The organism is Pseudoalteromonas sp. bablab_jr010 (assembly GCF_016464105.1).
Taxonomy (GTDB): domain Bacteria; phylum Pseudomonadota; class Gammaproteobacteria; order Enterobacterales; family Alteromonadaceae; genus Pseudoalteromonas; species Pseudoalteromonas simplex.
Genome location: NZ_JACDWV010000074.1, coordinates 43,035 through 64,024, shown reverse-complemented (window position 1 = coordinate 64,024; position 20,990 = coordinate 43,035). Strand labels below are relative to the sequence as shown.

17 protein-coding genes are annotated in these 20,990 nt (G+C 42.0%); 9 read left to right on the top strand and 8 right to left on the bottom strand.

The window, feature by feature from the left end; translation table 11 throughout:
* Nucleotides 1-7: 7 nt before the first annotated feature.
* From hisH to hisG, 5 genes are read right to left on the bottom strand one after another with little or no spacing between them, the layout of a single operon-like run.
* Nucleotides 8-598 carry an imidazole glycerol phosphate synthase subunit HisH gene (gene hisH, locus JIG37_RS06595; protein ID WP_054552016.1) on the bottom strand — a complete coding sequence of 197 codons (591 nt, stop codon included), beginning with the start codon at nucleotides 596-598 and terminating at the stop codon, nucleotides 8-10.
* On the bottom strand, nucleotides 595-1,656 hold the full coding sequence (gene hisB, locus JIG37_RS06590; RefSeq protein ID WP_199528998.1) for a bifunctional histidinol-phosphatase/imidazoleglycerol-phosphate dehydratase HisB: 1,062 nt from the start codon (nucleotides 1,654-1,656) through the stop codon (nucleotides 595-597). Before hisB ends, hisH begins: the two co-directional genes overlap by 4 nt.
* Complete coding sequence (hisC, locus tag JIG37_RS06585; protein ID WP_199528997.1) at nucleotides 1,653-2,750, bottom strand: histidinol-phosphate transaminase; 1,098 nt, start codon at nucleotides 2,748-2,750, stop codon at nucleotides 1,653-1,655. Before hisC ends, hisB begins: the two co-directional genes overlap by 4 nt.
* Nucleotides 2,740-4,041 (bottom strand): histidinol dehydrogenase, encoded by a 1,302-nt coding sequence (hisD, locus tag JIG37_RS06580; protein WP_199528996.1) that lies wholly within the window; start codon nucleotides 4,039-4,041, stop codon nucleotides 2,740-2,742. Before hisD ends, hisC begins: the two co-directional genes overlap by 11 nt.
* A gap of 6 nt (nucleotides 4,042-4,047) precedes the next feature.
* Nucleotides 4,048-4,947, bottom strand: coding sequence for an ATP phosphoribosyltransferase (hisG, locus tag JIG37_RS06575; RefSeq protein ID WP_054552020.1), 900 nt, complete (start codon nucleotides 4,945-4,947; stop codon nucleotides 4,048-4,050).
* Nucleotides 4,948-5,291: 344 nt separating this feature from the next.
* Here hisG and JIG37_RS06570 point away from each other — a divergent pair, with 344 nt between their 5' ends.
* Both JIG37_RS06570 and JIG37_RS06565 read left to right on the top strand, forming a co-directional pair.
* Entirely contained in the window at nucleotides 5,292-5,525 is a 234-nt protein-coding gene (locus tag JIG37_RS06570; protein WP_054552021.1) for a hypothetical protein, read from the top strand.
* Between the two features lie 90 nt (nucleotides 5,526-5,615).
* Nucleotides 5,616-6,581, top strand: coding sequence for a sensor domain-containing diguanylate cyclase (locus JIG37_RS06565; protein WP_166340838.1), 966 nt, complete (start codon nucleotides 5,616-5,618; stop codon nucleotides 6,579-6,581).
* A 27-nt stretch (nucleotides 6,582-6,608) separates the two neighbouring features.
* Here JIG37_RS06565 and JIG37_RS06560 read toward each other — a convergent pair whose 3' ends face one another.
* Nucleotides 6,609-7,892, bottom strand: a complete 1,284-nt coding sequence (locus JIG37_RS06560) for a sodium:proton antiporter (RefSeq protein WP_054552023.1) — start codon at nucleotides 7,890-7,892, stop codon at nucleotides 6,609-6,611.
* A 225-nt stretch (nucleotides 7,893-8,117) separates the two neighbouring features.
* Nucleotides 8,118-9,197: a mechanosensitive ion channel family protein gene (locus JIG37_RS06555; protein ID WP_199528995.1), complete on the bottom strand. Its 1,080-nt coding sequence runs from the start codon at nucleotides 9,195-9,197 to the stop codon at nucleotides 8,118-8,120.
* Nucleotides 9,198-9,584: 387 nt separating this feature from the next.
* Between JIG37_RS06555 and JIG37_RS06550 the strand changes: the two genes are divergently transcribed.
* From JIG37_RS06550 to JIG37_RS06530, 5 genes are all read left to right on the top strand, one after another.
* Nucleotides 9,585-11,780, top strand: coding sequence for a pre-peptidase C-terminal domain-containing protein (locus JIG37_RS06550; protein WP_138616634.1), 2,196 nt, complete (start codon nucleotides 9,585-9,587; stop codon nucleotides 11,778-11,780).
* 69 nt (nucleotides 11,781-11,849) lie between these two features.
* Nucleotides 11,850-13,712, top strand: a complete 1,863-nt coding sequence (locus JIG37_RS06545; protein ID WP_199528994.1) for a M28 family metallopeptidase — start codon at nucleotides 11,850-11,852, stop codon at nucleotides 13,710-13,712.
* 104 nt (nucleotides 13,713-13,816) lie between these two features.
* Nucleotides 13,817-15,733, top strand: a complete 1,917-nt coding sequence (locus JIG37_RS06540) for an ATP-dependent DNA helicase (RefSeq protein WP_199528993.1) — start codon at nucleotides 13,817-13,819, stop codon at nucleotides 15,731-15,733.
* Between the two features lie 10 nt (nucleotides 15,734-15,743).
* On the top strand, nucleotides 15,744-16,436 hold the full coding sequence (gene tsaB, locus JIG37_RS06535; protein WP_187491030.1) for a tRNA (adenosine(37)-N6)-threonylcarbamoyltransferase complex dimerization subunit type 1 TsaB: 693 nt from the start codon (nucleotides 15,744-15,746) through the stop codon (nucleotides 16,434-16,436).
* Between the two features lie 76 nt (nucleotides 16,437-16,512).
* Nucleotides 16,513-16,836, top strand: coding sequence for a hypothetical protein (locus tag JIG37_RS06530; RefSeq protein ID WP_054552027.1), 324 nt, complete (start codon nucleotides 16,513-16,515; stop codon nucleotides 16,834-16,836).
* 102 nt (nucleotides 16,837-16,938) lie between these two features.
* Here the strand turns inward: JIG37_RS06530 and JIG37_RS06525 are convergent, their stop codons facing one another.
* Nucleotides 16,939-18,228: an alkaline phosphatase gene (locus tag JIG37_RS06525; protein WP_199528992.1), complete on the bottom strand. Its 1,290-nt coding sequence runs from the start codon at nucleotides 18,226-18,228 to the stop codon at nucleotides 16,939-16,941.
* Nucleotides 18,229-18,338: 110 nt separating this feature from the next.
* Here JIG37_RS06525 and JIG37_RS06520 point away from each other — a divergent pair, with 110 nt between their 5' ends.
* Both JIG37_RS06520 and fadD read left to right on the top strand, forming a co-directional pair.
* A complete protein-coding gene (locus tag JIG37_RS06520) occupies nucleotides 18,339-19,190 on the top strand; it encodes an alpha/beta hydrolase (RefSeq protein ID WP_054552029.1) in 852 nt (283 codons plus the stop codon).
* A gap of 117 nt (nucleotides 19,191-19,307) precedes the next feature.
* Nucleotides 19,308-20,969, top strand: coding sequence for a long-chain-fatty-acid--CoA ligase FadD (gene fadD / locus JIG37_RS06515; protein WP_054552030.1), 1,662 nt, complete (start codon nucleotides 19,308-19,310; stop codon nucleotides 20,967-20,969).
* Nucleotides 20,970-20,990 lie beyond the last annotated feature (21 nt).

Sequence of the window (20,990 nt, the reverse complement as noted above, 5' to 3'; positions counted from 1 at the left end):
GCTGCGCTTACAGCTGCCAATCTAAAAAGTTTTGTAAAAGTCGCGTGCCTACTTTGGCGCTTCGCTCTGGGTGGAACTGCATGCCTGCGTAGTTATCTTTAGCAACAATTGCTGAAAAAGCTTGCCCGTATTCACCGCTAACTAGGGTGGCATCGTTCACTGTGTGAGCAAAGCTATGCACAAAGTACACTTGATCTTGCGCCGATAACCCTTTGGTAAGGGCATGCTCTTTTAACACGCTTAGGTCATTCCACCCCATGTGTGGTGAGGTTAATGTGCCCACATCTAAGTGCTTAACAACACCCGGAATTTTGCCAAGGCAATCAACATTGCCTTCTTCTGTGCTGTCGCAAAGTAATTGCATGCCTAAACAAATGCCCATTAGCGGGCGTTGATATTCATCAATTGCTTGCTGCCAACCACCGTCTTTTAAACGCTTCATGGCAACAGAAGCATGACCTACGCCGGGTAAAATCGCACGTTCAAAGCCTTTCAGTTGTTCAGGGGAGGTGATCACCTCTGGCGTCTTCCCTAAGCGCTCAAAGGCAAAACGAACTGAGTTAATGTTGGCACAACCGGTATTAATTATGGCAATCATAAACACCCCTTAGAGCTGGCAGTTTGTTGTGTGGCATCTTTTGCAATCGCAGCGCGAAGTGCTCTTGCAAACGCTTTAAATAAGCCTTCAACTTGGTGATGACAGTTACCGTCGCTAACCGACAAAATAAGGCTCATGGCGGCATTATCACTTAAGCTTTTAAAGAAGTGTTCAACCATTTGCACGTCTAAGTCGCCCACTTTTTCACGGCTAAAATCGGCGTTTAATACAAATGAGGCACGGCCTGATAAGTCAATTTGCGCTTCTGCTTTACATTCATCCATAGGGAGTGCAAAACCATAGCGACCAATTTGCGTTTTTGTACCTAGCGCTTGTTTAAGGGCAAGGCCAAGTGCAATGCCGATATCTTCAACTAGGTGGTGCTCATCAATGTGTAAGTCGCCAGTGGCTTGAATATTAAGTCCGATATTGGCGTGTGTACGAATTTGGTCAAGCATGTGATCGAAAAAGCCAAGGCCAGTGCTAATTTCGCCATTTTTTGTTTGGTCTAAATTAACTTGCACATCGATTTGCGTTTCTTTGGTGTTGCGAGTGACACGGCCTTCACGGTTAGCTGTTGTCAGCTTAGTGACAATGGCATCCCAGCTGCCGTCATACAAAATGCCTTCGCAGCATAAGTTATTGGCAAGTCCAATATCAGTTTGGCGGTCACCAATCACAAATGAGCGTGCTAAATCGACTTTACCCGAGCGCATAAGCTCAGTAAGTAAACCAGTTTTTGGTTTACGGCAGTCACAATTTTGCTCATCAAAGTGCGGGCAGATCAGAACGTCATCAAATTTAATCCCTTGGCTGTTTAAGATATCCATCATCTTGTCTTGAGCAATATCAAAATCAGCGGTCGGGAAGCTATCAGTGCCTAAACCATCTTGGTTTGAAACCATAACAAGGCGGTAACCTGCCGCTTGAAGTTGTAATAGAGCAGGGATCACATTCGGCAAAAACACTAATTTTTCGAGGCTATCAACCTGTTTGTCGGTGATAGGCTCTTCGATAATCGTGCCATCGCGGTCAATAAATAAATACGGGTTGCTCATGATAATTCCTGTTCTACTGTTTTACTGGTCAGTGATAAGCCATCTAACCAAACTTTTACTTGTTCTAGTTCTTGCTCGTTACCGATAGAAATTCGTAACCAATCATCTTCGCCATATAAAGTGAAGGCACGCATCACGAGTCCTTGCTCAAGTGCGATATTAAATGATTGTTTGTCTTTTAATTTTAAAGTGACAAAGTTACCTTCACCGCTCAGTACTTTGATAACGGCAGGTGATTGCTCGAGCCAACTTTTTAGTTTGTTTTTTAAGCTATTTAGAATTGTCACCTGACGGCGCATTGAAGCGATGTTGTCGCTACTTAATGCATCTGCGGCAATGCTCGCCACCACCGTTGATACAGGGTAAGGCGCAATCACTTTACGAATAGGCGCAAGTAGCTTGCTGTTGGCTAAGGTGAACCCTGTTCTTAAACCTGCAAGTGCAAATGCTTTTGATAAAGTCCTTAGTACCACAAGGTTACTAAACTCGTTGATCAGGCTTGCCGCTGTTTGTTCTGGGCAAAATTCTATATAAGCTTCATCCACCACGACAATCGCTTTACCCGCAAGTTGTTGGGTGATTTTTCTGATTTTTTCTAGGCTTGTTATGCTGCCGGTAGGGTTATTTGGATTACAAATAAACACCAGCTTTGAATCAGCAACCGCAGTGACAATCTCATCAACTGTGCCTTTTAATAACAGCTCTTGAGTTAAACCGTTAATCGAGATGTTGTGGGTATCAGCAGTGACTTTGTACATGCCGTAAGTTGGCAAAAAGAGTGCAATGCTATCTTTAGCAGGACTACAAAAAGTACGTACTAATAGCTCAATACCTTCGTCAGCTCCACGAGTCATCAATACTTGCTCTGGCTCCAAATTAGCATAGCAAGCGTAACGATTGATCACTTGCTGAGGCTGCGGATCAGGGTAGCGATTTAAATCCGTTAAATTGATATTTGGCGTACGTGAATACGGGCTTTCATTGGCATTTAACCACGTTGTGCCTGTTAGTTTTTCACTTTTCGCTGAACTATAGGCTGTAAGCGCTGCAATGTTATCTGGCAACAGCGTTGTTATTTTTGAATTATCGCTCATTGTTCATAGCCTCAAGACGAATTGAAACAGCATTAGCGTGAGCATCAAGCCCCTCTGCTGCGGCCAAAGGTAAAATTGCTTTAGATAATTCACGTAAGCCATTTTTACTGATGGTTTGCACTGTGTAAGTTCTAAAGAAGTCCAGTAAGTTTAAGCTCGAATAGGTCGCACTGTAACCATACGTTGGTAGTACGTGGTTCGTACCCGATGCATAGTCTCCGGCAGACTCCGGAGTGTAATCACCCACAAATACTGAACCGGCATTTTTCACTAAGCTTAAATAAGGCTGCGCATCAGCAAGCTGTAGAATAAGGTGCTCTGGACCATATTGAGCAGACACTGCAAAGGCTTGATCAACCGAGTCGACTAATATCAAGCTTGAGTTAGCAAGGGCTTGCTCGGCAGTGTCTTTACGACTTAATTTTGCTAGCTGCTCTGTTAATGCTTGCTGTGTTTTTTCAATAATGCGTTCGCTGTTACACAGTAAAATAACCTGTGAATCTGCACCGTGCTCCGCTTGCGATAATAAATCTGCCGCAATAAAGTCTGGGTTTGCACGCTCATCAGCAATCACTAGCACTTCAGAAGGGCCCGCTGGCATATCAATCGCCATACCTGGAATAGTTTGCGCAACAAGTTGTTTTGCCATGGTGACAAAGCTATTTCCCGGGCCAAAAATCTTGTTCACTTTAGGCACTGATTCTGTACCGTAAGCCATCGCTGCAATCGCTCCGGCGCCGCCACTTTCTACAATGGTTTTAATACCACATAGTTTTGCCGCATATAAAATGGCAGGGTTGATAGTTTCATCGGCTTTCACAGGTGTAGTAAGCACAACGGTTTGTGCACCACTCAACTGTGCAAGCACCCCTTGCATAATTACTGACGATGGCAGTGGCGCACTACCACCTGGCACGTAAATACCTACCGCTTCAATGGCTTGATATTTAAGTTCACACAATACGCCAGGTTGCGTTGTTAACTTAATGTCTTTAGGTAATTGTGCTTGGTGAAAACGTTTTACATTGGCATAGGCCGTTTCGATGGCAGCTTTTAACTCGTTTGATAATAGCTGCTCAGCTTGGTTTATTTCTTCAACTGGCACTAATAAGCGCGGTGTTTCGCGCTTATCAAACTCTGTTGCCATCTTTAATAACGCTGCGTCACCTTGTGTTTTAACTGCATTTAAGATGTCGATGCAAATTGCTTCAACCTCTTTACTTGCAGTAACAGCAGGGCGGGTAAGTACCGCCTGCTGTGCTTGTTGATTTTCCTCATTCCAGCGAAACATGGATAATTACTCCATCATTTTTTCAATTGGCATAACAAGAATTGAGTTAGCACCTAGTGCTTTTAACTGTTCCATTGTTTCCCAGAAAAGGGTTTCGCTGCTAACCATATGTAGCGCAACATAATCGTCGCTACCAGCAAGCGATAGTAAAGTTGGTTGACCTGTGCCAGGTAGTAAGTCGCATACTTCATCAAGCTTTGCTTTTGGTGCGTGTAGCATGATGTATTTACTTTCTTTTGCTTGGCGTACACCACGTAAACGCGGCATTAGCGTATTGATTAAATCAAGTTTGCTTTGATCAGTTAGATTCTTGTTTTGAATTAAACATGCGTTTGATTCTAAGATGGTATCGCCTTGCATTAAGCCGTTTGCTTCTAACGTTGCACCTGTAGATACTAAGTCACAAATTGCATCAGCTAAACCAGCACGCGGCGCAACTTCAACAGAGCCCGTTAACATAACTGTGCTTGCGTTAATACCTTCGCGTTTTAGGTATTGGCTTAAGATTTCTGGGTAGGTAGTGGCAATGCGTTTACCTTCGAACCAGCTTTTATCTTGTGGACCAAGTTCTTGCGGCCATGCAAGTGCAAGGCGACAGTAACCAAAATCAAGCTTAGAAAGTTTGTTTACTTCGAATTCCACACCTTGACGTTCGCGTTCGGCTTGTACTTCAACAAGTACGTTTTCACCAACGATACCCAGATCACACACACCGTCCATTACTAGGCCCGGAATATCGTCATCGCGTACACGCAGTACATCAATTGGCATATTGGTGGAGTGTGCGATTAAACGTTGTTCACGAAGATTTAATTTCACACCAAGTTGTTTTAGCAACTCTTGGCAGTCTTTTGATAAGCGGCCGCCCTTTTGGATGGCGATTCGTAAACGGTTGGTATTGCTCATTATTCATTTTCCTTTAATTCAAAAACTAAAAACCCCGAGGGAACCTCAGGGCGAAAATAAATAATTTGGTTGATTGCTCGCCAGAGGTTCCTTTTAGGAATAACCTCTCAGCGAAAAACCTGACAGGCTATTCCGGTGAATGATGGTGATGATGGATAGTTGTCAGATTGAAGCGCATAATTTTTCCTGTATTGCACTCGTTTGTATAAACCAGTGCGTAAATCTGTTTAAATAAGTTACGTATATAGATAAACATGCTTTGCTAATATTTGGCAAGCATTTTTTTGCGAAATTAAAGTATATGCTATAACCGCCGATAATAAATGGATAGATAGGAGGTACAAATGGATATCATGATCCCCTTTTTAGGTCGAATTACACGGCTACAGTTAGAAAGTAAAGGCGCATTTCACATTGCGGGCGTAAAAGATGCGAACGTGCAGCGAATTGAACTTGAAAAACGCCAAAAACGAGAAATAGAGCGACGAAAAAAAGCTGCTAAAAAAGATGATAAAAGCGGTAAAAATGCCATAGAAGAAGATGAAGAGGGTAATAAACACCTAGATACATGGGCATAGCAGAAATTTAAGAAATTGTTTGTATGCAATAGACCATTTTTTTCTGCTAGGGTTAAGAAATACATGTGATTTTGATCAAAAGGCAATCTAATGGAACGACCAGCAGTGCCGTTAAATGAGCAAGCAAGGCTTGAAGAGCTTCGCTCTTTGGATGTATTAGACTCTCAGAGCGACCCCGCCTTTGACCGAATCACTCGCCTTGCCCAACAGTTTTTCTCTGTGCCAATTTGTGTCATTAGCTTAATTGACGAGCATAGACAGTGGTTTAAGTCATGTGTGGGGTTAGATGTGACAGAGACTGCAAGAGACATTTCTTTTTGCGCCCATGCAATTTTATATAAAGACCCCCTAGTGGTTGAAAATGCCTTAAACGATAAACGTTTTGCAGATAACCCGCTGGTAATGGGTGACCCAAATATTCGTTTTTATGCAGGTTGCCCAATCACACTTAAATCAGGAAATAGAATTGGCACTTTGTGCCTTATTGATCACCAACCTCGCAGTTTTAACAATAAAGATACTAAAGTTTTAAAAGACTTTGCAGCAATTGTCGAGCGTGAGTTTGCGGTTATGCAATTAGCAACCACAGATGAGCTTACCTTATTACCCAATCGTCGGGGTTTTATTAGCACAGCTGAACATTACCTTGATTTATGCATTCGCCAGCATTTAAAAGCAAAATTGGTATTTATAGATTTAGATAACTTTAAAGCAATTAACGACCAGTTCGGTCATGCTGCAGGCGATCGGTTGCTAAAAGATTTTGCAAGGTTGCTGGAAAGCTGCTGTCGCAAAGCGGATTTATATGCGCGGTTGAGCGGTGATGAGTTTGTAATTTTGTTTACAGATTTAAATACCAGTGATTGCGAGGCTATTATGCAGCGTTTATTTTTATCATTCAGTCACTTACCTAATAGTTTTAATAACCAGGTTGAACTTAGCTTTTCCTATGGCATTGCCGATTTTTCAGATCAGCAGCCTTGCTCGCTGACTAAATTACTTGCTGTTGCAGACGCACGAATGTATGCCGATAAAGCACAAAAAAAGGCTCGATAATCGAGCCTTTAAAGTAAAAATCAGTGCTTAATTTTTCGCTTCTGCTGATTGAATACTGCTTTGGATCAACGGCGATATTGTCAAACCTTGTACGATAATCGAAAAGATCACCACCACATAAGTGACAATAACAATCAAGTCATGTAAATCAGAGCCTGCGATCATTACTTGATCGCGTGGGATGGCAGCTGCCATTGCCAGCGCTAAACCACCCCGTAAGCCACCCCAAGTGAGTATTTTCACTGAGTGCTTATCGTACTGGCGGTACTTTTTAAAGAATACAAATGGCGTGCCTACACTTAAAAAACGAGCCAACAACACCACAGGCACCATGAGTAAACCTAAGCCAATTTCTTCAAGAGTAATAGGCATAGTGACAATTAGCATTCCGATGATCAAAAACAGCAAGGCATTTAAAAAGCTATCTGTGGCATGCCAAAAGTCTTTCACGTAGCGAGTATCTTCAGGCCCGGTACGCTCTGTTGCTTTTGAACGAGTAATATTGCCAAGTAAGATACCACTGGTGACCATAGCAAGGGCACCTGAGATTTCCCAAATATTTGCTGCTGCAAAGCCGGCTGTTGGAATGGTCAGGGTTAGTAGCAAACGAATGTTCACATCGCGGCTATTAATAATTAAAAAATGCCCGACTAACGCAATCACCAGACCAAACACGATACCGCCAATTGCATCAACTAAAAACAATTCTGCAACGTCAGTAAAGGTGGCTTCGGTGCCATAAAAGGCCACTGAAAATATCGTTGTGAAAATCACCAAACCAATACCATCATTAAACAAAGACTCACCTTCAACTTGCACAGAAATACCTTCTGGGGCTCGCATTTGTTTAATAATGGCTAACACTGCAATCGGGTCGGTTGGGCTGATCAAAGCACCAAACAATAAACAGTAAATAAACGGTACTGGCCAGCCAACAAAAGCAAACAAATAATAGCTTAAGTAACCAACGATAACCGTTGAGGTAATGGTTGAAAATAATACTAATGCGGTAATTTCCCACCGTTGCTTTCGAAGGGCTGCTAAGTTGATTTCTAGCGCACCCGCGAACAGCAAAAAGCCGAGCATCCCTTTTAATAGCAACTGATTAAAGTTGATACTGGAGACAACTTGAGTCATTTCGAGGGCGGTGGTATCACCAAGCATTTTAACGGCAAGTATAAGAAGTAGAGAAATAACAACAGAACCTGTTGTTATAGCAATTGTAGTTTGCATTTTGAGGATGAATTGGTTAGCAAAAGCAATAAAAATAGCTAATGCTGAAAGAAAACAAATGAGGTACCAAGCATTCATTGTTTGACCTTAAATATTTTTATAACAAGACGCAGAAAGCAGTCACTTTCTGGCCGCATATAGTACGCCTCTAAAATAGGTATGTCACAGTGTTTATGCGATTTTTATGACATTTTAGAGTAAAAATTCAAGGTGCTGATTGCATATGTATAATCGCTGTTAATAATGTCTCAAAAGAGACAAAAAAAAACTGATGAATGTGCAATTATGATAACTTCAGTTAGGTCAATCAGCCTGTTTAAAGTGAGCCGATTCTTGGCTGGTATTTATAGCTCTGATTGGGTAAGGGATCACAATTCCTTCTTTTGCGTAACGTTGATGTAATGCTTTGATAAACGCAGATTTTACCCAAAAGCGGTTAAAGTACTCTTGTGCTCTTAACATCACCGTAAAATTGATGCTTGATTGGTCAAAAGTATGAAAGACCACAAAGGTCTCGTAATCATCGATGCCCCATTCATGGCTTTTTAAGATCTGTCTTGCTACATCCAAAGTTACTTGCTCAACTTTTTCAAGGTCGGAGCCATAATGAACACCCACCTCAACGGGGACGCTGAGCTCTTTTTCAGGGTAAAAATAGTTAATGATGCGTGATTTAGACAGCTGACTATTGGGGATGACTATCATGTTGTTCGGCAACATTTTCACCCAGGTTGAGCGCCAACCAATTTTCTCAACAAACCCTTGTTCGCCACTTTCAAGTTCTATAAAGTCGCCGACCCGAATTGGTTTATCAATCACCAACTGCACGCCAGAAAAAAAGTTTTCGAGTGTCGGTTGCAAAGCCAAAGCGACGGCAAGAGAGGTAATGCCTAATGAGGCAATAATTGGGGTGATTGATATGCCTAACGTGCCTAATAACACCAATAAGCCAACACACACAATTGCACAGCGGATCAAGCCTTTAATGATGCTATGACTATTCGAAACCACCACCGAGCGGGCACTGTAATAATCAACGGTACCAAATAAGAGATGATCTAAAAATAACACTAAGGCAAAAATACAAATGGATTTAGCGGTGGCCGCAATAGGTAAGGGGTGCTCAGCCATAAAGCCGGTGGTGTTTAATAACTGACCAAAAATGATCACAAGCACCATCATTGTGCACAAGGTCAATGGTGTAGAGAGTGATTCAACCAATAAAGAGTCGAACACAAAGTCAGTGCGTTGAGTCCATTTTTTTAAACAATAGATAATTACAAACCTAAATAAGAACAAAGCGATAGCTGCTAGTGCAGTGCCTCCAATGACAACCAGCCAAGGCTCATTTAGCCATTCATTTTGTATCAACTCAGTATTCATGCTTAGTCCTTAAATTCTAGGTACTTGGTATTGCTGCAAATTATGTACCCAGGCTTTTTGTGGATATTTAAGCCTTCATCTTTGAACCACAAATAATGAAATGAGCAATATTAAATACAAATAAAAGGTACAAATGTATATCAAATGTTATTATTTTGTATCAATAATTTTACACTCCCACTCTATTTGTTAACAATTAATAAACTTTAATTTTCTTATCCTACTGTTAATTATAAGGTTTTAGTTTAGAGTTAATACTTTATTTGTAAATTTTTTGTTTCATTTTCAATTTCGTTCCAATCAATCTAGGCTGGTCACTAATCGGGAACAGTGCAGTCCGGTTACTAGGAAAATATTAAATACATAACAATCTAACGGAGCGTAAACGTGAATTTATCTAAAATCACACTAGCAACTCTTGCTGCTTTTGCTTTGACTCAAGCAACAAGTGCAGTAGCTGCGAACAAGAAATACCTAAACGAACAAACAGGGATTAACCAAGCTTTGCAAACCAATGCATCATCTGTATTGAGTGCAAATCCAAATCAGTTAGTTGGTTTAGGTGCAGGGAATGATTTAGTTGTATTAAAAGAAATCAAAACAAGTAACGGCAACACCACGCGCCGTTATCAGCAGATGTATCAAGGTCTACCTGTCATCGGCGATACGGTTAGCCTTACATTTGATGGTAATGGCCAATTAAAACGCGCACATGGTGCAGCAGTGTATGACATTGCCGCCGACATCGACTCAGTGTCTCCGGCACTTAACAAGAAAAAAGCAATGGCGAAGGGCCTTGCTAACTCACCCGCTGCAATTAAATCAGTTGGGTTAAAAAAGCATAATGAACAATCACGCTTAGCTATTTGGCTAGATGAAGACAGCGTTGCACACCTAGTGTATGAAGTATCTTATGTGACGTATGGTGATAACCCATCTCGTCCGTATCAAATTATTGATGCAAACAGCGGTGAAGTTTTATTTAGCTTCGATAACTTACAACATGCCAGTGCAACGGGCCCAGGCGGTAACTTAAAAACCGGTAAATACATTTACGGTACTGATTTTGACAGCCTAGATGTTACTCAGTCAGGCAGTACTTGTACGATGAATAACGCTAACGTAAGAACCATTAATTTAAATGGTGGTACAAGTGGTTCGTCAGCGTATTCGTTTACATGCCCAGAAAATACCTTTAAAGAAATAAACGGGGCATACTCGCCATTAAATGATGCACATTATTTTGGTAACGTTATTTTCAATATGTATAGCGACTGGTTAGGTACCGCGCCTTTAACCTTCCAGCTAAAAATGCGTGTTCATTATGGTAATAACTACGAAAATGCATTTTGGGATGGCAGTGCCATGACATTTGGTGATGGTCAAAATACGTTTTATCCACTGGTTAGCCTTGATGTATCGGCCCATGAAGTGAGCCATGGTTTTACCGAACAAAATTCAGGGCTTATTTATTCAGGTAAATCAGGTGGTTTGAACGAAGCTTTCTCTGATATGGCAGGTGAAGCAGCTGAGTTTTACATGAAAGGCTCAAATGACTGGTTAGTAGGTCAGGAAATCTTTAAAGGTAACGGTGCATTACGTTACATGAATAACCCCACCCAAGATGGCAGCTCGATTGACCATCAAAACAATTATTACTCTGGTATGGATGTGCACTACAGCTCAGGTGTATTCAACAAGGCATTTTATAACCTTGCAACAACACCAGGTTGGGATACGCAAAAGGCATTTGTTGTGATGGCACGCGCTAACCAACTTTACTGGACAGCCAGCACAAACTGGGATTTAGCAGGTAACGGCGTGATGGATGCAGCGTGTGATTTAAATTACGAACCAGCAGATGTTCAAGCTGCGCTTGCGGCGGTTGGTGTGACTTCGAGCTTGAGTGCGGGTAGTAGCTGTGGAACAACTGAGCCACCTCCGGGCGGTGATGAAGAACTAACCAATGGTGTGCCACGTACAGGGATCAGTGGTGCTGCTAAAGATCAAATGTTCTTTACTCTTGAAGTGCCAGCAGACGCAACGAACTTGCAATTCAATACAACTGGTGGAAGTGGTGATGCAGACCTTTACGTTATGTATGGCGCAAAACCAACACTGAGCAACTTTGATTGTAAAAGCACTTCATCTAGCAGTACAGAAAGCTGCGCTATTAGTAACGTACAAGCAGGTACTTACTACGTAATGGTTGAAGCGTGGAATCAAATTTCAGGTGTATCACTCACAGGTAGCTATGATTCGGGCAGCGGTGGTGGTGTAACGCCGATTAACCGCACTGAGTCTAACTTGAGTGTAGCAAGAAATGGCTGGACTCGTTTTACACAAGATCTAGATGCGGGTTATTCGTCACTGGATGTGACTATTTCTGGTGGCTCTGGTGATGCTGACTTGTATGTGAATTTTGGTTCGCAATCGACAACATCTAGCTATGACTGCCGTCCATATAAAAACGGCAATAGCGAAACCTGTACATTTACAAACCCACAAGCGGGTACTTGGTATATCGACCTTCGCGGCTACAGCGCTGCAAGTGGTGTAACTCTCACCATTTCGGCTAACTAGCCACCCTTTTAGGGAGCTTCGGCTCCCTTTTTTATTTTCATTAAAATACACATCATAAAAGGATTGATTATGACAACCCGCCTAACACAGTGCTTAGTAGGCTTTGCAACACTGTCACTGAGCCAACTAAGTTATGCAGCGCAAGACGAAACAATTTGGGTCACTATTGATGCCCTTGCTGCAGAGCACTTTCAACAAGATACCGTGAGTAAACGTAAACTAAACAGCAATTTTACGATGCAAAAATCGGCTTTGAATCAAGTTAATTTTATGCGCGTTAACAAGCAGGATATCGCTGGTTTAAGTGAGTTTATGCACGATAACTATCATCGCTGCGGTGGTTTTGTAGCCCATGACTCATTAGCAGATGCCGAGCTCTATACTCAGCAATTAAATACTGTAGCTCAGACAGCTATGAATGCGAGCCTAGTAAACTACAGTATTGATAATGCCACGACAGTTAACGCACTAATATCATCGATTGATAGTAGCGAACTGAGCGATACGGTTAATAGCATGATGAACTTTCATAACCGATATTATTCAGTGCAAAGTGGTGTTGATGCAGCTGATTGGTTAAAGAGCCATTGGCAGCAAATAGCTAGTAGCCGCAGTGATATAAGCGTTGAGTATTTTAACCATAGTTTTTCGCAATCATCAGTTATTGTGACCATTCCTGGTGCAGAAAAAGCAGATGAAATCGTCGTTATTGGTGGTCATTTAGACTCAATCAATCAGTCTAATCCAAGTAATGGTCGTGCTCCTGGTGCAGATGATAATGCCTCGGGTATTGCAGTGCTCACACAAACCCTCAAAGCAATTGTGGAAAATAACTACCAACCTCAGCGAACCATACAAATTATGGGGTTTGCCGCAGAAGAAGTGGGTCTTAGGGGCTCAAAAGATATTGCTCAGAGTTATAAAACTCAGGGTAAGAATGTTGTAGGCATGGTGCAGTTTGATATGACTGGCAATAACGGCAGCAGCACTGATATTGTGATGATGACAGATTACACAAACTCTTCGCAAAATCAGTATTTATCGCAGTTGCTCGATGCTTACCAGCCCACAGTGAGCTATGGCTTTGATCAATGTGGTTATGGCTGCTCAGATCATGCCTCTTGGTATCAACAAGGGTTTGCCGCCTCAATGCCATTTGAATCAACGATGAGTGACATTAACCCTTTGATCCACACATCAAATGATGCCCAATTTGATGCGGCTCACGCGAGTAAGTTTGCAAAACTAGCTGTGAGTTATGTTGCTGAAATGGCAAAAAATGCCGGTGATGTAGTAACTGAGCCGACTAATCAGCTTGAAAATGGCGTAGCTAAAACAGGTTTGTCGGGCGCAGCAAAAGAGCAGTTATTCTTTACACTTGATGTACCCGCAATGAGCAGTAACCTTGAGTTTGTAACTGAGGGCGGCTCGGGCGATGCCGATTTATACGTTAAATTTGGCAGTAAACCAACATTACAAGACTTTGATTGTAAAAGCACAACCTCAACAAGTAATGAAAGTTGTGTGATGTCGTCAGTTCAAACTGGCACGTATCATGTCATGGTTGAAGCGTGGAATGAGATTTCGAATGTGTCACTCACGGGAAGTTATAGCACCTCAGGTGGCGGCGAAAAAGTTGACCGAACTGAGACAAACGTGAGCGTCGCTACCGGTAGTTGGCAGCGCTTTACTCAACAAATACCGGCAGGCCTTAGTAATTTAACGGTGACTATATCTGGCGGTAGTGGCGATGCAGATTTGTATGTTAACTATGGCTCAGCGTCAACAAGTTCAAATTATCTATGTCGGCCCTACAAAAATGGTAACGAAGAAAGTTGTCAATTTGATAACCCACAAAGTGGAACTTGGTACATAGATTTACAGGGTTACCGAGCTGCATCGGGCGTGACATTAACGATTCAAGGACAATGATTTAAACGCAATCATACTTTTAACCATGAGGAAGCAACGCTTCCTCATTTAGTCTTGCCCTTGGCAAGTCAGTTACGTAAAATCTGCCCATCACTTTTAATCTATTGGCGAAGTTTATCAAACAACTTTTCAGTGCCACTGGCCCCCTTGCACTTTCTCTTGATGGATATACTCCTCGGCAGCCACAAATTGACATGGCTGTTGCAGTTGACGATGCCTTAAAAAAACGTCACCAATTAGTGGTTGAGGCGGGCACAGGCACGGGTAAAACCTATGCTTACTTAGCGCCTGCGTTAAAATCAAAAGGCAAAACCATTATCTCAACGGGTTCAAAAGCACTACAAGAGCAGTTGTTTCATCGTGATTTACCCAATTTAGTCAAAGCACTGAGCGCCACTAAAAAAGTCGCCCTTTTAAAAGGGCGCGCGAATTATTTGTGTACCTATCGTTTAAGTCAGCACGTTGCGCATGTGCCAACTGATGATCCAGATGTAATGCATCAACTTGCGATGGTGGCAAAGTTTGCAAGTGAAACCCGTTCGGGCGATTTAGCAGATTGTATAGGCATAGAAGAAGATGCCAAGGTACTGCCTTATGTTAGCTCAACCGCTGATAACTGTTTGGGTAAAGAGTGCCCCGATTTTCAAGATTGTTATATTCGCAAAGCCCGCTTAAATGCTATGGAAGCCGATGTGGTGGTGATCAACCATCATTTGTTTTTTGCTGATATGGCCGTGAAAGATACGGGGTTTGCTGAATTAATGCCCACGGCAGACGCCTATATTTTTGATGAGGCGCATCAGCTCAGTGAAATTGCCAGTGACTATTTTGGTGAAAGTGTTAGCACTAAAAAGCTGGTGGATTTAATTAATGACTTACGTGCAATTTACCGCGCTGATATCCCCGATATGCTGCAATTAGGCAAAACCCTCAACAAGTTAGAAACTAGCGTGGCAGATTTACGCTTGCAGTTTGGGCTTGATGGTAGCCGTGGTGATTGGCGTGAAAAGCTTGCTGATAAAGAGATTTGTGCAGCACTGCACCGGGTCATTAGCGACCTCGACTTTTTATACCAAGTATTAAAGTTATGCTTAGACCGTAGCGAAAAAATAGAGCATCCGTTTGAGCGCACACTGGCCTTTAAAGGTCAGTTAGAGCGGGTATTTGATACCGCACAAACGGGCTATAGTTATTGGTACGAAACCACTCGCCGATACCTAACGGTAAACATTACACCGCTTAATGTATCGGCTAAATTCGCTCAGATGATGAAAGACACAGGAGCAGGTTTTGTGTTTACATCGGCGACTTTATCGGTCGATAACGACTTAGCGCACTTTAACGCTAGCCTTGGCTTAAAGCCAACGCAAAGCATGATTGTTGAAAGTCCGTTTGATTATCAACAACAAGCATTACTTTGTTTGCCGCGCTACTTACCTGAATCTCATGCGAATAATATGCCCCATGCAATTATCAAGCTGACCCTTGACTTGATTAAATCAGCTAAAGGTCGCTGCTTTGTGCTGTTTACTAGTTATCGTATGATGCACTTAGTAGCGGAAGGTTTAACCACGCAGATGGATTATCCGGTTTATATGCAAGGGCAAATGTCTAAACGGATTATCCTTGAGAAGTTTACCCGTCATGGTAATGCCGTTTTACTTGGCACAGCTTCATTTTGGGAAGGCGTAGATGTTAGAGGCAGTACATTAAGTTGTGTTATCATTGATAAATTGCCGTTTGCCGCACCAGATGACCCATTGCTGCAAGCAAAAATGCAAGATTGCCAGTTACAAGGCAAAGACCCATTTGCGCATATTCAATTACCCCAAGCGGTCATTGCATTAAAGCAAGGGGTAGGGCGACTTATTCGCGATAGCAAAGATAAAGGTGTGTTGGTTATTTGTGATAACCGCCTAGTAACACGCCATTACGGCCAAGTATTTTTAAAAAGTTTGCCACCTATGCGCCGCACGCGCGATTTAGCAATGGCAAACGCGTTTTTAGAACAGATCAATTAGAGTAACTTAGATGATTAAACACAATATTCTTGCCTTAGATGCATCAACTGAAGCTTTATCGCTGGTGCTACATTATCAAGGGCAAACATTTCATCATTTTGAAGAGTGCCCACAGCAGCACAGCCAAAAGATTTTGCCTTTAATTGATGAGTTACTCGTAAAGGCGCAATGTAAACTAACCGACTTAGATGTGATTGGTTTTGGTCAAGGACCGGGTAGCTTTACGGGCGTGCGTATCAGTGTTGCGATTGCACAAGGTTTAGCTTATGCCGCACGCTTACCTTTGGTTGGCGTATCAACATTGCAGATGATGGCACAACAAGCGTTTGAGCAAGACCAAGCCAGCGATGTGTTTTCTGCTATTGATGCACGTATGGGTGAGATTTATTACGCTCATTATAAAGCTGATAATAATGGCCTGATGACGCTTGTTGATGAAGAGCAAGTCATTAAACCTGAGTTGCTAACGCTACCTGAAATGGCTGCAACAGCGGTGGGTACAGGTTGGCAGACTTATCCTGCACTAGTTACAGAACTTGCAAATGTAAGTTTAAATGAAGCCATTTTACTGCCTGATGCAAAGTACATGCTGGCCTCGATTGCAACTGCTTATGCTCACGGTGATACAGTGACTGCAGCCAATGCGCAGCCTAAATATGTTCGTGATACAGTGACTTGGAAAAAGCTACCAGGCCGAGAGTAACTGAAAGAATAACGGGACTTGCGTGCCCGTCAGTTATGGCACATAATTTAGTCATGTTTGATGTGGAATTACGAGTTTGACTTTACCTATTGGCTCAGGCTTTTATACCGGTGACATTCCCGGTCAATATAGCCGTAAAAATACCATTACTGATAAGCCTAAAGCGATATCAGACCAAACGGCTGAGCAAAAATCGTCAACAGAGTATGTTAAATCAAGTCCTCAAGCTGTTGCTATTGCCGATGAATTTAAAGCTGAGTCGCAAAGCTATCAGCAAACAATTTATGACAAACCAAGCAACCCAAAAACCAGTCGCGCGATTTCAACCTATACGGAATTTGCTAACTTAGAGCGCCGCGCCGAAGTGCAAAGCCTTATTGGCGTTGATGTATATGCATAGCTAACTGGTATGATTAATAAAAGCTAATACTGAATTCACAAAAAAGCCTAAACAAAATGTTTAGGCTTTTTTATGATTGAACAGTATTTCTAAGCAATAAAATTACTGCTTAATAAAATCTATCAGCTTGTCGGCAATCGCAGTATTGTTTTGCGAACCGTAGAAATCTTCTGCACGTTTACCATAGGCAAATACTTGTACATCAATAGCGGTGTGGCCACCAGTAGTCCACCCCGTGAAGCTGGCATGATTGATGATATCTTTTACAGCAAGTAGCAGTGCTTTATCGCCCATTTTCTTAGCTTCGTTTAGCTTGATGCTGTTTGCATCAGTAAATTCGATATCAGAATACTTTTGCCATACTGCTTTTAAGTCATCGTTTTCAAGTAGATCTTTTGTGATAGTGCCGGCAGTTGCTTTAACACCTTTAACAACGTCAGTTTCCCACTTATATTGACCATGCGCGCCCAGTGTTAAGCCACCTGTTGAGTGATCGGCAGTGATAACAAGTAGGGTATCTGGGTTTTTATCTACATACGCTTTTGCTTGTTCAATCGATTTAGCAAAGTCGTCCATTTCGCCCATTGCACATGCAATGTCGTTTGCATGACCACACCAGTCAATTTGGCTACCTTCGATCATTACAAAGAAACCTTTGTCGTTTTGACCATCAAGTAAATCAAGCGCTTTAGTCGTCATTTGCGTAAGGCGCGTTGGATTTTCGTCAAGCGCAAACGGTAAACCAACTTCAGCAAATAAACCAAGAGCAGGAACTTGCTTTAAGTCATTCATTGCAGCAAAGTCATCGCTGTATTGATAGCCAGCGGCTTTAAACTCTTCCACTAGATTACGGTCTTCTCGAACGTAATATTTCGTGCCGCCACCTAACATTAAATCAACCGGTAATTTACCCGCGATTTTGTTATCGATATAGTCGTTAGCAATCTCGTCGTAGTTACGGCGTGATTCGTTATGTGAAGCAAAGCTTGCTGGTGTAGCGTGGTTGATTTGCGAAGTAGCTACGAGTGCTGTTGTCATACCGCGCTCTTTGGCAACTTCAAGCATAGTTTTTACAGGTTTTTTATCAGTATCAACGGCAATTGCGCCATTATAACTTTTATGACCACTGCTTAGCGCTGTTGCACCTGCAGCGCTATCTGTTACATAGGTATGATCGTCAGGGTAGGTATGTGCCATACCACGCAAAATAGTATCGAAAACAGTTGGGTCAACAACTTTAGTATTTGGATCATCTTTAAAGTAACGATATGCAGTTGTGTACGCCGGGCCCATACCATCACCAATCATATAAATGATGTTTTTTGGTGCTGATTCAGCCATTACTGAGCCTGCTGAGCATAATAATGCTAAAAGACTTAATTTTAATTTCATTGATGTAACCTTATTATTGTGCCCTTATTTATACTGCGAAGATTATTGTATACTAGCCAGACGATAAATAAACGCCTTTAAGTTGAAACGCTTAATAAATAGGAGCAATTGTGCAACCTTTTTCTTTTCAAACTGGCACTCAGGCAATGCATGGCCTAACCTTTGGTCATGGCGAAGAGGTTGTGATTGCCTTACATGGTTGGCTTGATAACGCACATAGTTACATACCTATGTTACAAAATGCTCAGCTAAATCAGCGTTGGTATTGCCTTGATTTTCCTGGCCATGGTTTATCTGATTGGCGAAGTAGTGACGCCCATTATTACTTTATTGACTACATTGATGACGTCTATAAGTTTATTGAGTCGCTTGATGTAACGAAAGTGCATTTAGTTGGCCATTCTATGGGCGCCATGGTGGCTGGCGTTTTTGCGAGCTGCTTCCCTGAAAAGGTAGCATCGGTAAACTTTATTGAGGGAATTGGCTGCGTTACAACCAACAGCAATGAAGTGAGCGGCCAACTTCGTAAAGCAATATTAAATAGAGCGCGGGTAAACAGCAAAGGCCCTCGCGCATTTGACTCAAAAGCGCACATTATTAGTGCAAGGCTTGCAAGTGGTGACCTTGAATACCCACAAGCTGAGTTATTAATGACACGAAATAGCTACGAAAAAGCAGGCAAGTGGTACTTAACAACCGATCCAAAGCTTAAAAATCACTCAGGATTTCGCTTTGATGAAGCACAATGTATTGCAACCATTAAACAAATTAACGCGCCATGTCAGCTTATTTTAGGCGATGAGGGGTTTCCTTTTGTAAAGCAAAACTTAGAAGCATATGGTAAATATTACAAAGAGTTAAAAATTCATAAGATACCTGGTGGTCACCATTGCCATATGCAATTTCCTGCATTAACCTTAGAACACGTTCATGCATTTATTGGGCAGTATAAAGCAAGTTAATTGTATAATTGCATCAAATGTGGGATTATCTGCACCATTAGAGTATTTACTCCATTGAGAAACGGCCTTAGTTAGCTTAAGGTTATTAAAAAATATAATTATAAACAGGAGCTAAGAGTGGAAAAAATCTGGCTTAAACGCTACCCAGAAGGTATGCCTGAAACAATCGACCCTGAGCATTATCACTCGCTACTCGACTTGTTTGAAAAAAGTTTTGCTGACTTTAGTGACCTTCCAGCTTTTACCAACATGGGTAAAGAGTTGACCTATCGTGAGTTAGACAGTGCTACAAAACGTGTTGCGTCGTACATTCAAAATGATCTTGGTCTTAAAAAAGGCGATAAAGTAGCGGTTATGATGCCGAACTTACTACAAACGCCTGTGACTATCTTAGGTATTCTTCGTGCAGGCTGTGTAGTGGTGAATGTAAACCCACTTTATACCGTGCGTGAATTAGAGCATCAGTTAAATGACTCAGAGTCTTCAGCAATTTTTATTCTTGCAAACTTTGCCGATACTCTAGAGAAAGCATTACCAAAAACTAACGTCAAGCACATCGTGGTTACTCAAGTGGGTGACATGGTTGGCGGCCTTAAAAAGCACATCGTTAATTTTGTGGTGAAGCACGTTAAGAAAATGGTGCCTAGCTACTCATTGCCAAATGTGATCAAATTTGCAGATGCGCTTGCTGGTGATGAAGCGGGTTACAAAAAACCTGAAGTTGATTTAAACGACTTAGCATTTTTGCAATACACAGGCGGTACAACGGGTGTATCTAAAGGCGCAATGCTATCGCATGGCAACATGGTTGGTAACCTTGAGCAAGTATCAGGTTGTCTAGACAAAGTATTAGAGCGCGGAAAAGAAGTGGTTATCACAGCACTGCCGCTTTATCACATCTTTGCACTGACAGCGAACTGCCTAACATTTATGAAATACGGTGGTTTAAACGTACTTATCACAAACCCTCGTGATATGCCGGGCTTTGTTAAAGAGCTAGCACAGCACAAATTTACGGCGGTAACGGGTGTAAATACGCTATTTAACGGTTTACTAAATACCCCAGGTTTTGCTGAACTTGATTTCTCAAGCTTAAAAATGTCACTTGGTGGTGGTATGGCGGTACAGCGTCCAGTTGCTGAAAAATGGCAAGCTGTAACGAAGACAAAATTAATGGAAGGTTATGGCTTAACTGAATGTGCGCCACTTGTAACTGTTAGCCCTTACGACCTTGAAGGTTATAACGGTTCAATCGGTTTACCTGCTCCTAGCACTGATATTAAGCTTATGCTTGAAAATGGTGAAGAAGCAGCGAAAGGTGAGCCGGGCGAGCTTTGGGTTAAAGGCCCACAAGTTATGCAAGGTTATTATAACCGCCCAGATGCAACAGCAGAATGCTTAAAAGATGGCTGGTTTGCAACAGGTGACATTGCTACTTACGATGATGAAGGCTTCTTCTACATTGTTGATCGTAAGAAAGACATGATTATCGTATCTGGCTTCAACGTGTTCCCTAATGAGATCGAAGAAGTCGTCGCTATGCACGATGGCGTGCTTGAAGTAGCAGCTATCGGCATCCCTCATGAGGTCAGTGGCGAACAAGTTAAAGTTTTTGTCGTGAAAAAAGATCAATCTTTAACTGAAAAAGATATAATAAAGCACTGTCGTGATAATTTAACGAACTATAAGGTGCCTAAACTCGTTGAGTTTAGAGATGAACTACCAAAAACAAACGTTGGTAAGATTCTAAGAAGAGCCTTAAAGGACGAAGAAAAATAATTAAAGCCGGCATTAGCCGGC

Excerpts from the sequence above, each read along its gene's own strand:
- JIG37_RS06560 (WP_054552023.1), bottom strand. The coding sequence starts at position 7,892 with ATGAATGCTTGGTACCTCATTTGTTTTCTTTCAGCATTAGCTATTTTT.
- hisH (WP_054552016.1), bottom strand. The coding sequence starts at position 598 with ATGATTGCCATAATTAATACCGGTTGTGCCAACATTAACTCAGTTCGT.
- JIG37_RS06555 (WP_199528995.1), bottom strand. The coding sequence starts at position 9,197 with ATGAATACTGAGTTGATACAAAATGAATGGCTAAATGAGCCTTGGCTG.
- JIG37_RS06565 (WP_166340838.1), top strand. The coding sequence starts at position 5,616 with ATGGAACGACCAGCAGTGCCGTTAAATGAGCAAGCAAGGCTTGAAGAG.
- JIG37_RS06545 (WP_199528994.1), top strand. The coding sequence starts at position 11,850 with ATGACAACCCGCCTAACACAGTGCTTAGTAGGCTTTGCAACACTGTCA.
- hisD (WP_199528996.1), bottom strand. The coding sequence starts at position 4,041 with ATGTTTCGCTGGAATGAGGAAAATCAACAAGCACAGCAGGCGGTACTT.
- hisG (WP_054552020.1), bottom strand. The coding sequence starts at position 4,947 with ATGAGCAATACCAACCGTTTACGAATCGCCATCCAAAAGGGCGGCCGC.
- JIG37_RS06570 (WP_054552021.1), top strand. The coding sequence starts at position 5,292 with ATGGATATCATGATCCCCTTTTTAGGTCGAATTACACGGCTACAGTTA.
- tsaB (WP_187491030.1), top strand. The coding sequence starts at position 15,744 with ATGATTAAACACAATATTCTTGCCTTAGATGCATCAACTGAAGCTTTA.
- hisB (WP_199528998.1), bottom strand. The coding sequence starts at position 1,656 with ATGAGCAACCCGTATTTATTTATTGACCGCGATGGCACGATTATCGAA.
- hisC (WP_199528997.1), bottom strand. The coding sequence starts at position 2,750 with ATGAGCGATAATTCAAAAATAACAACGCTGTTGCCAGATAACATTGCA.
- JIG37_RS06525 (WP_199528992.1), bottom strand. The coding sequence starts at position 18,228 with ATGAAATTAAAATTAAGTCTTTTAGCATTATTATGCTCAGCAGGCTCA.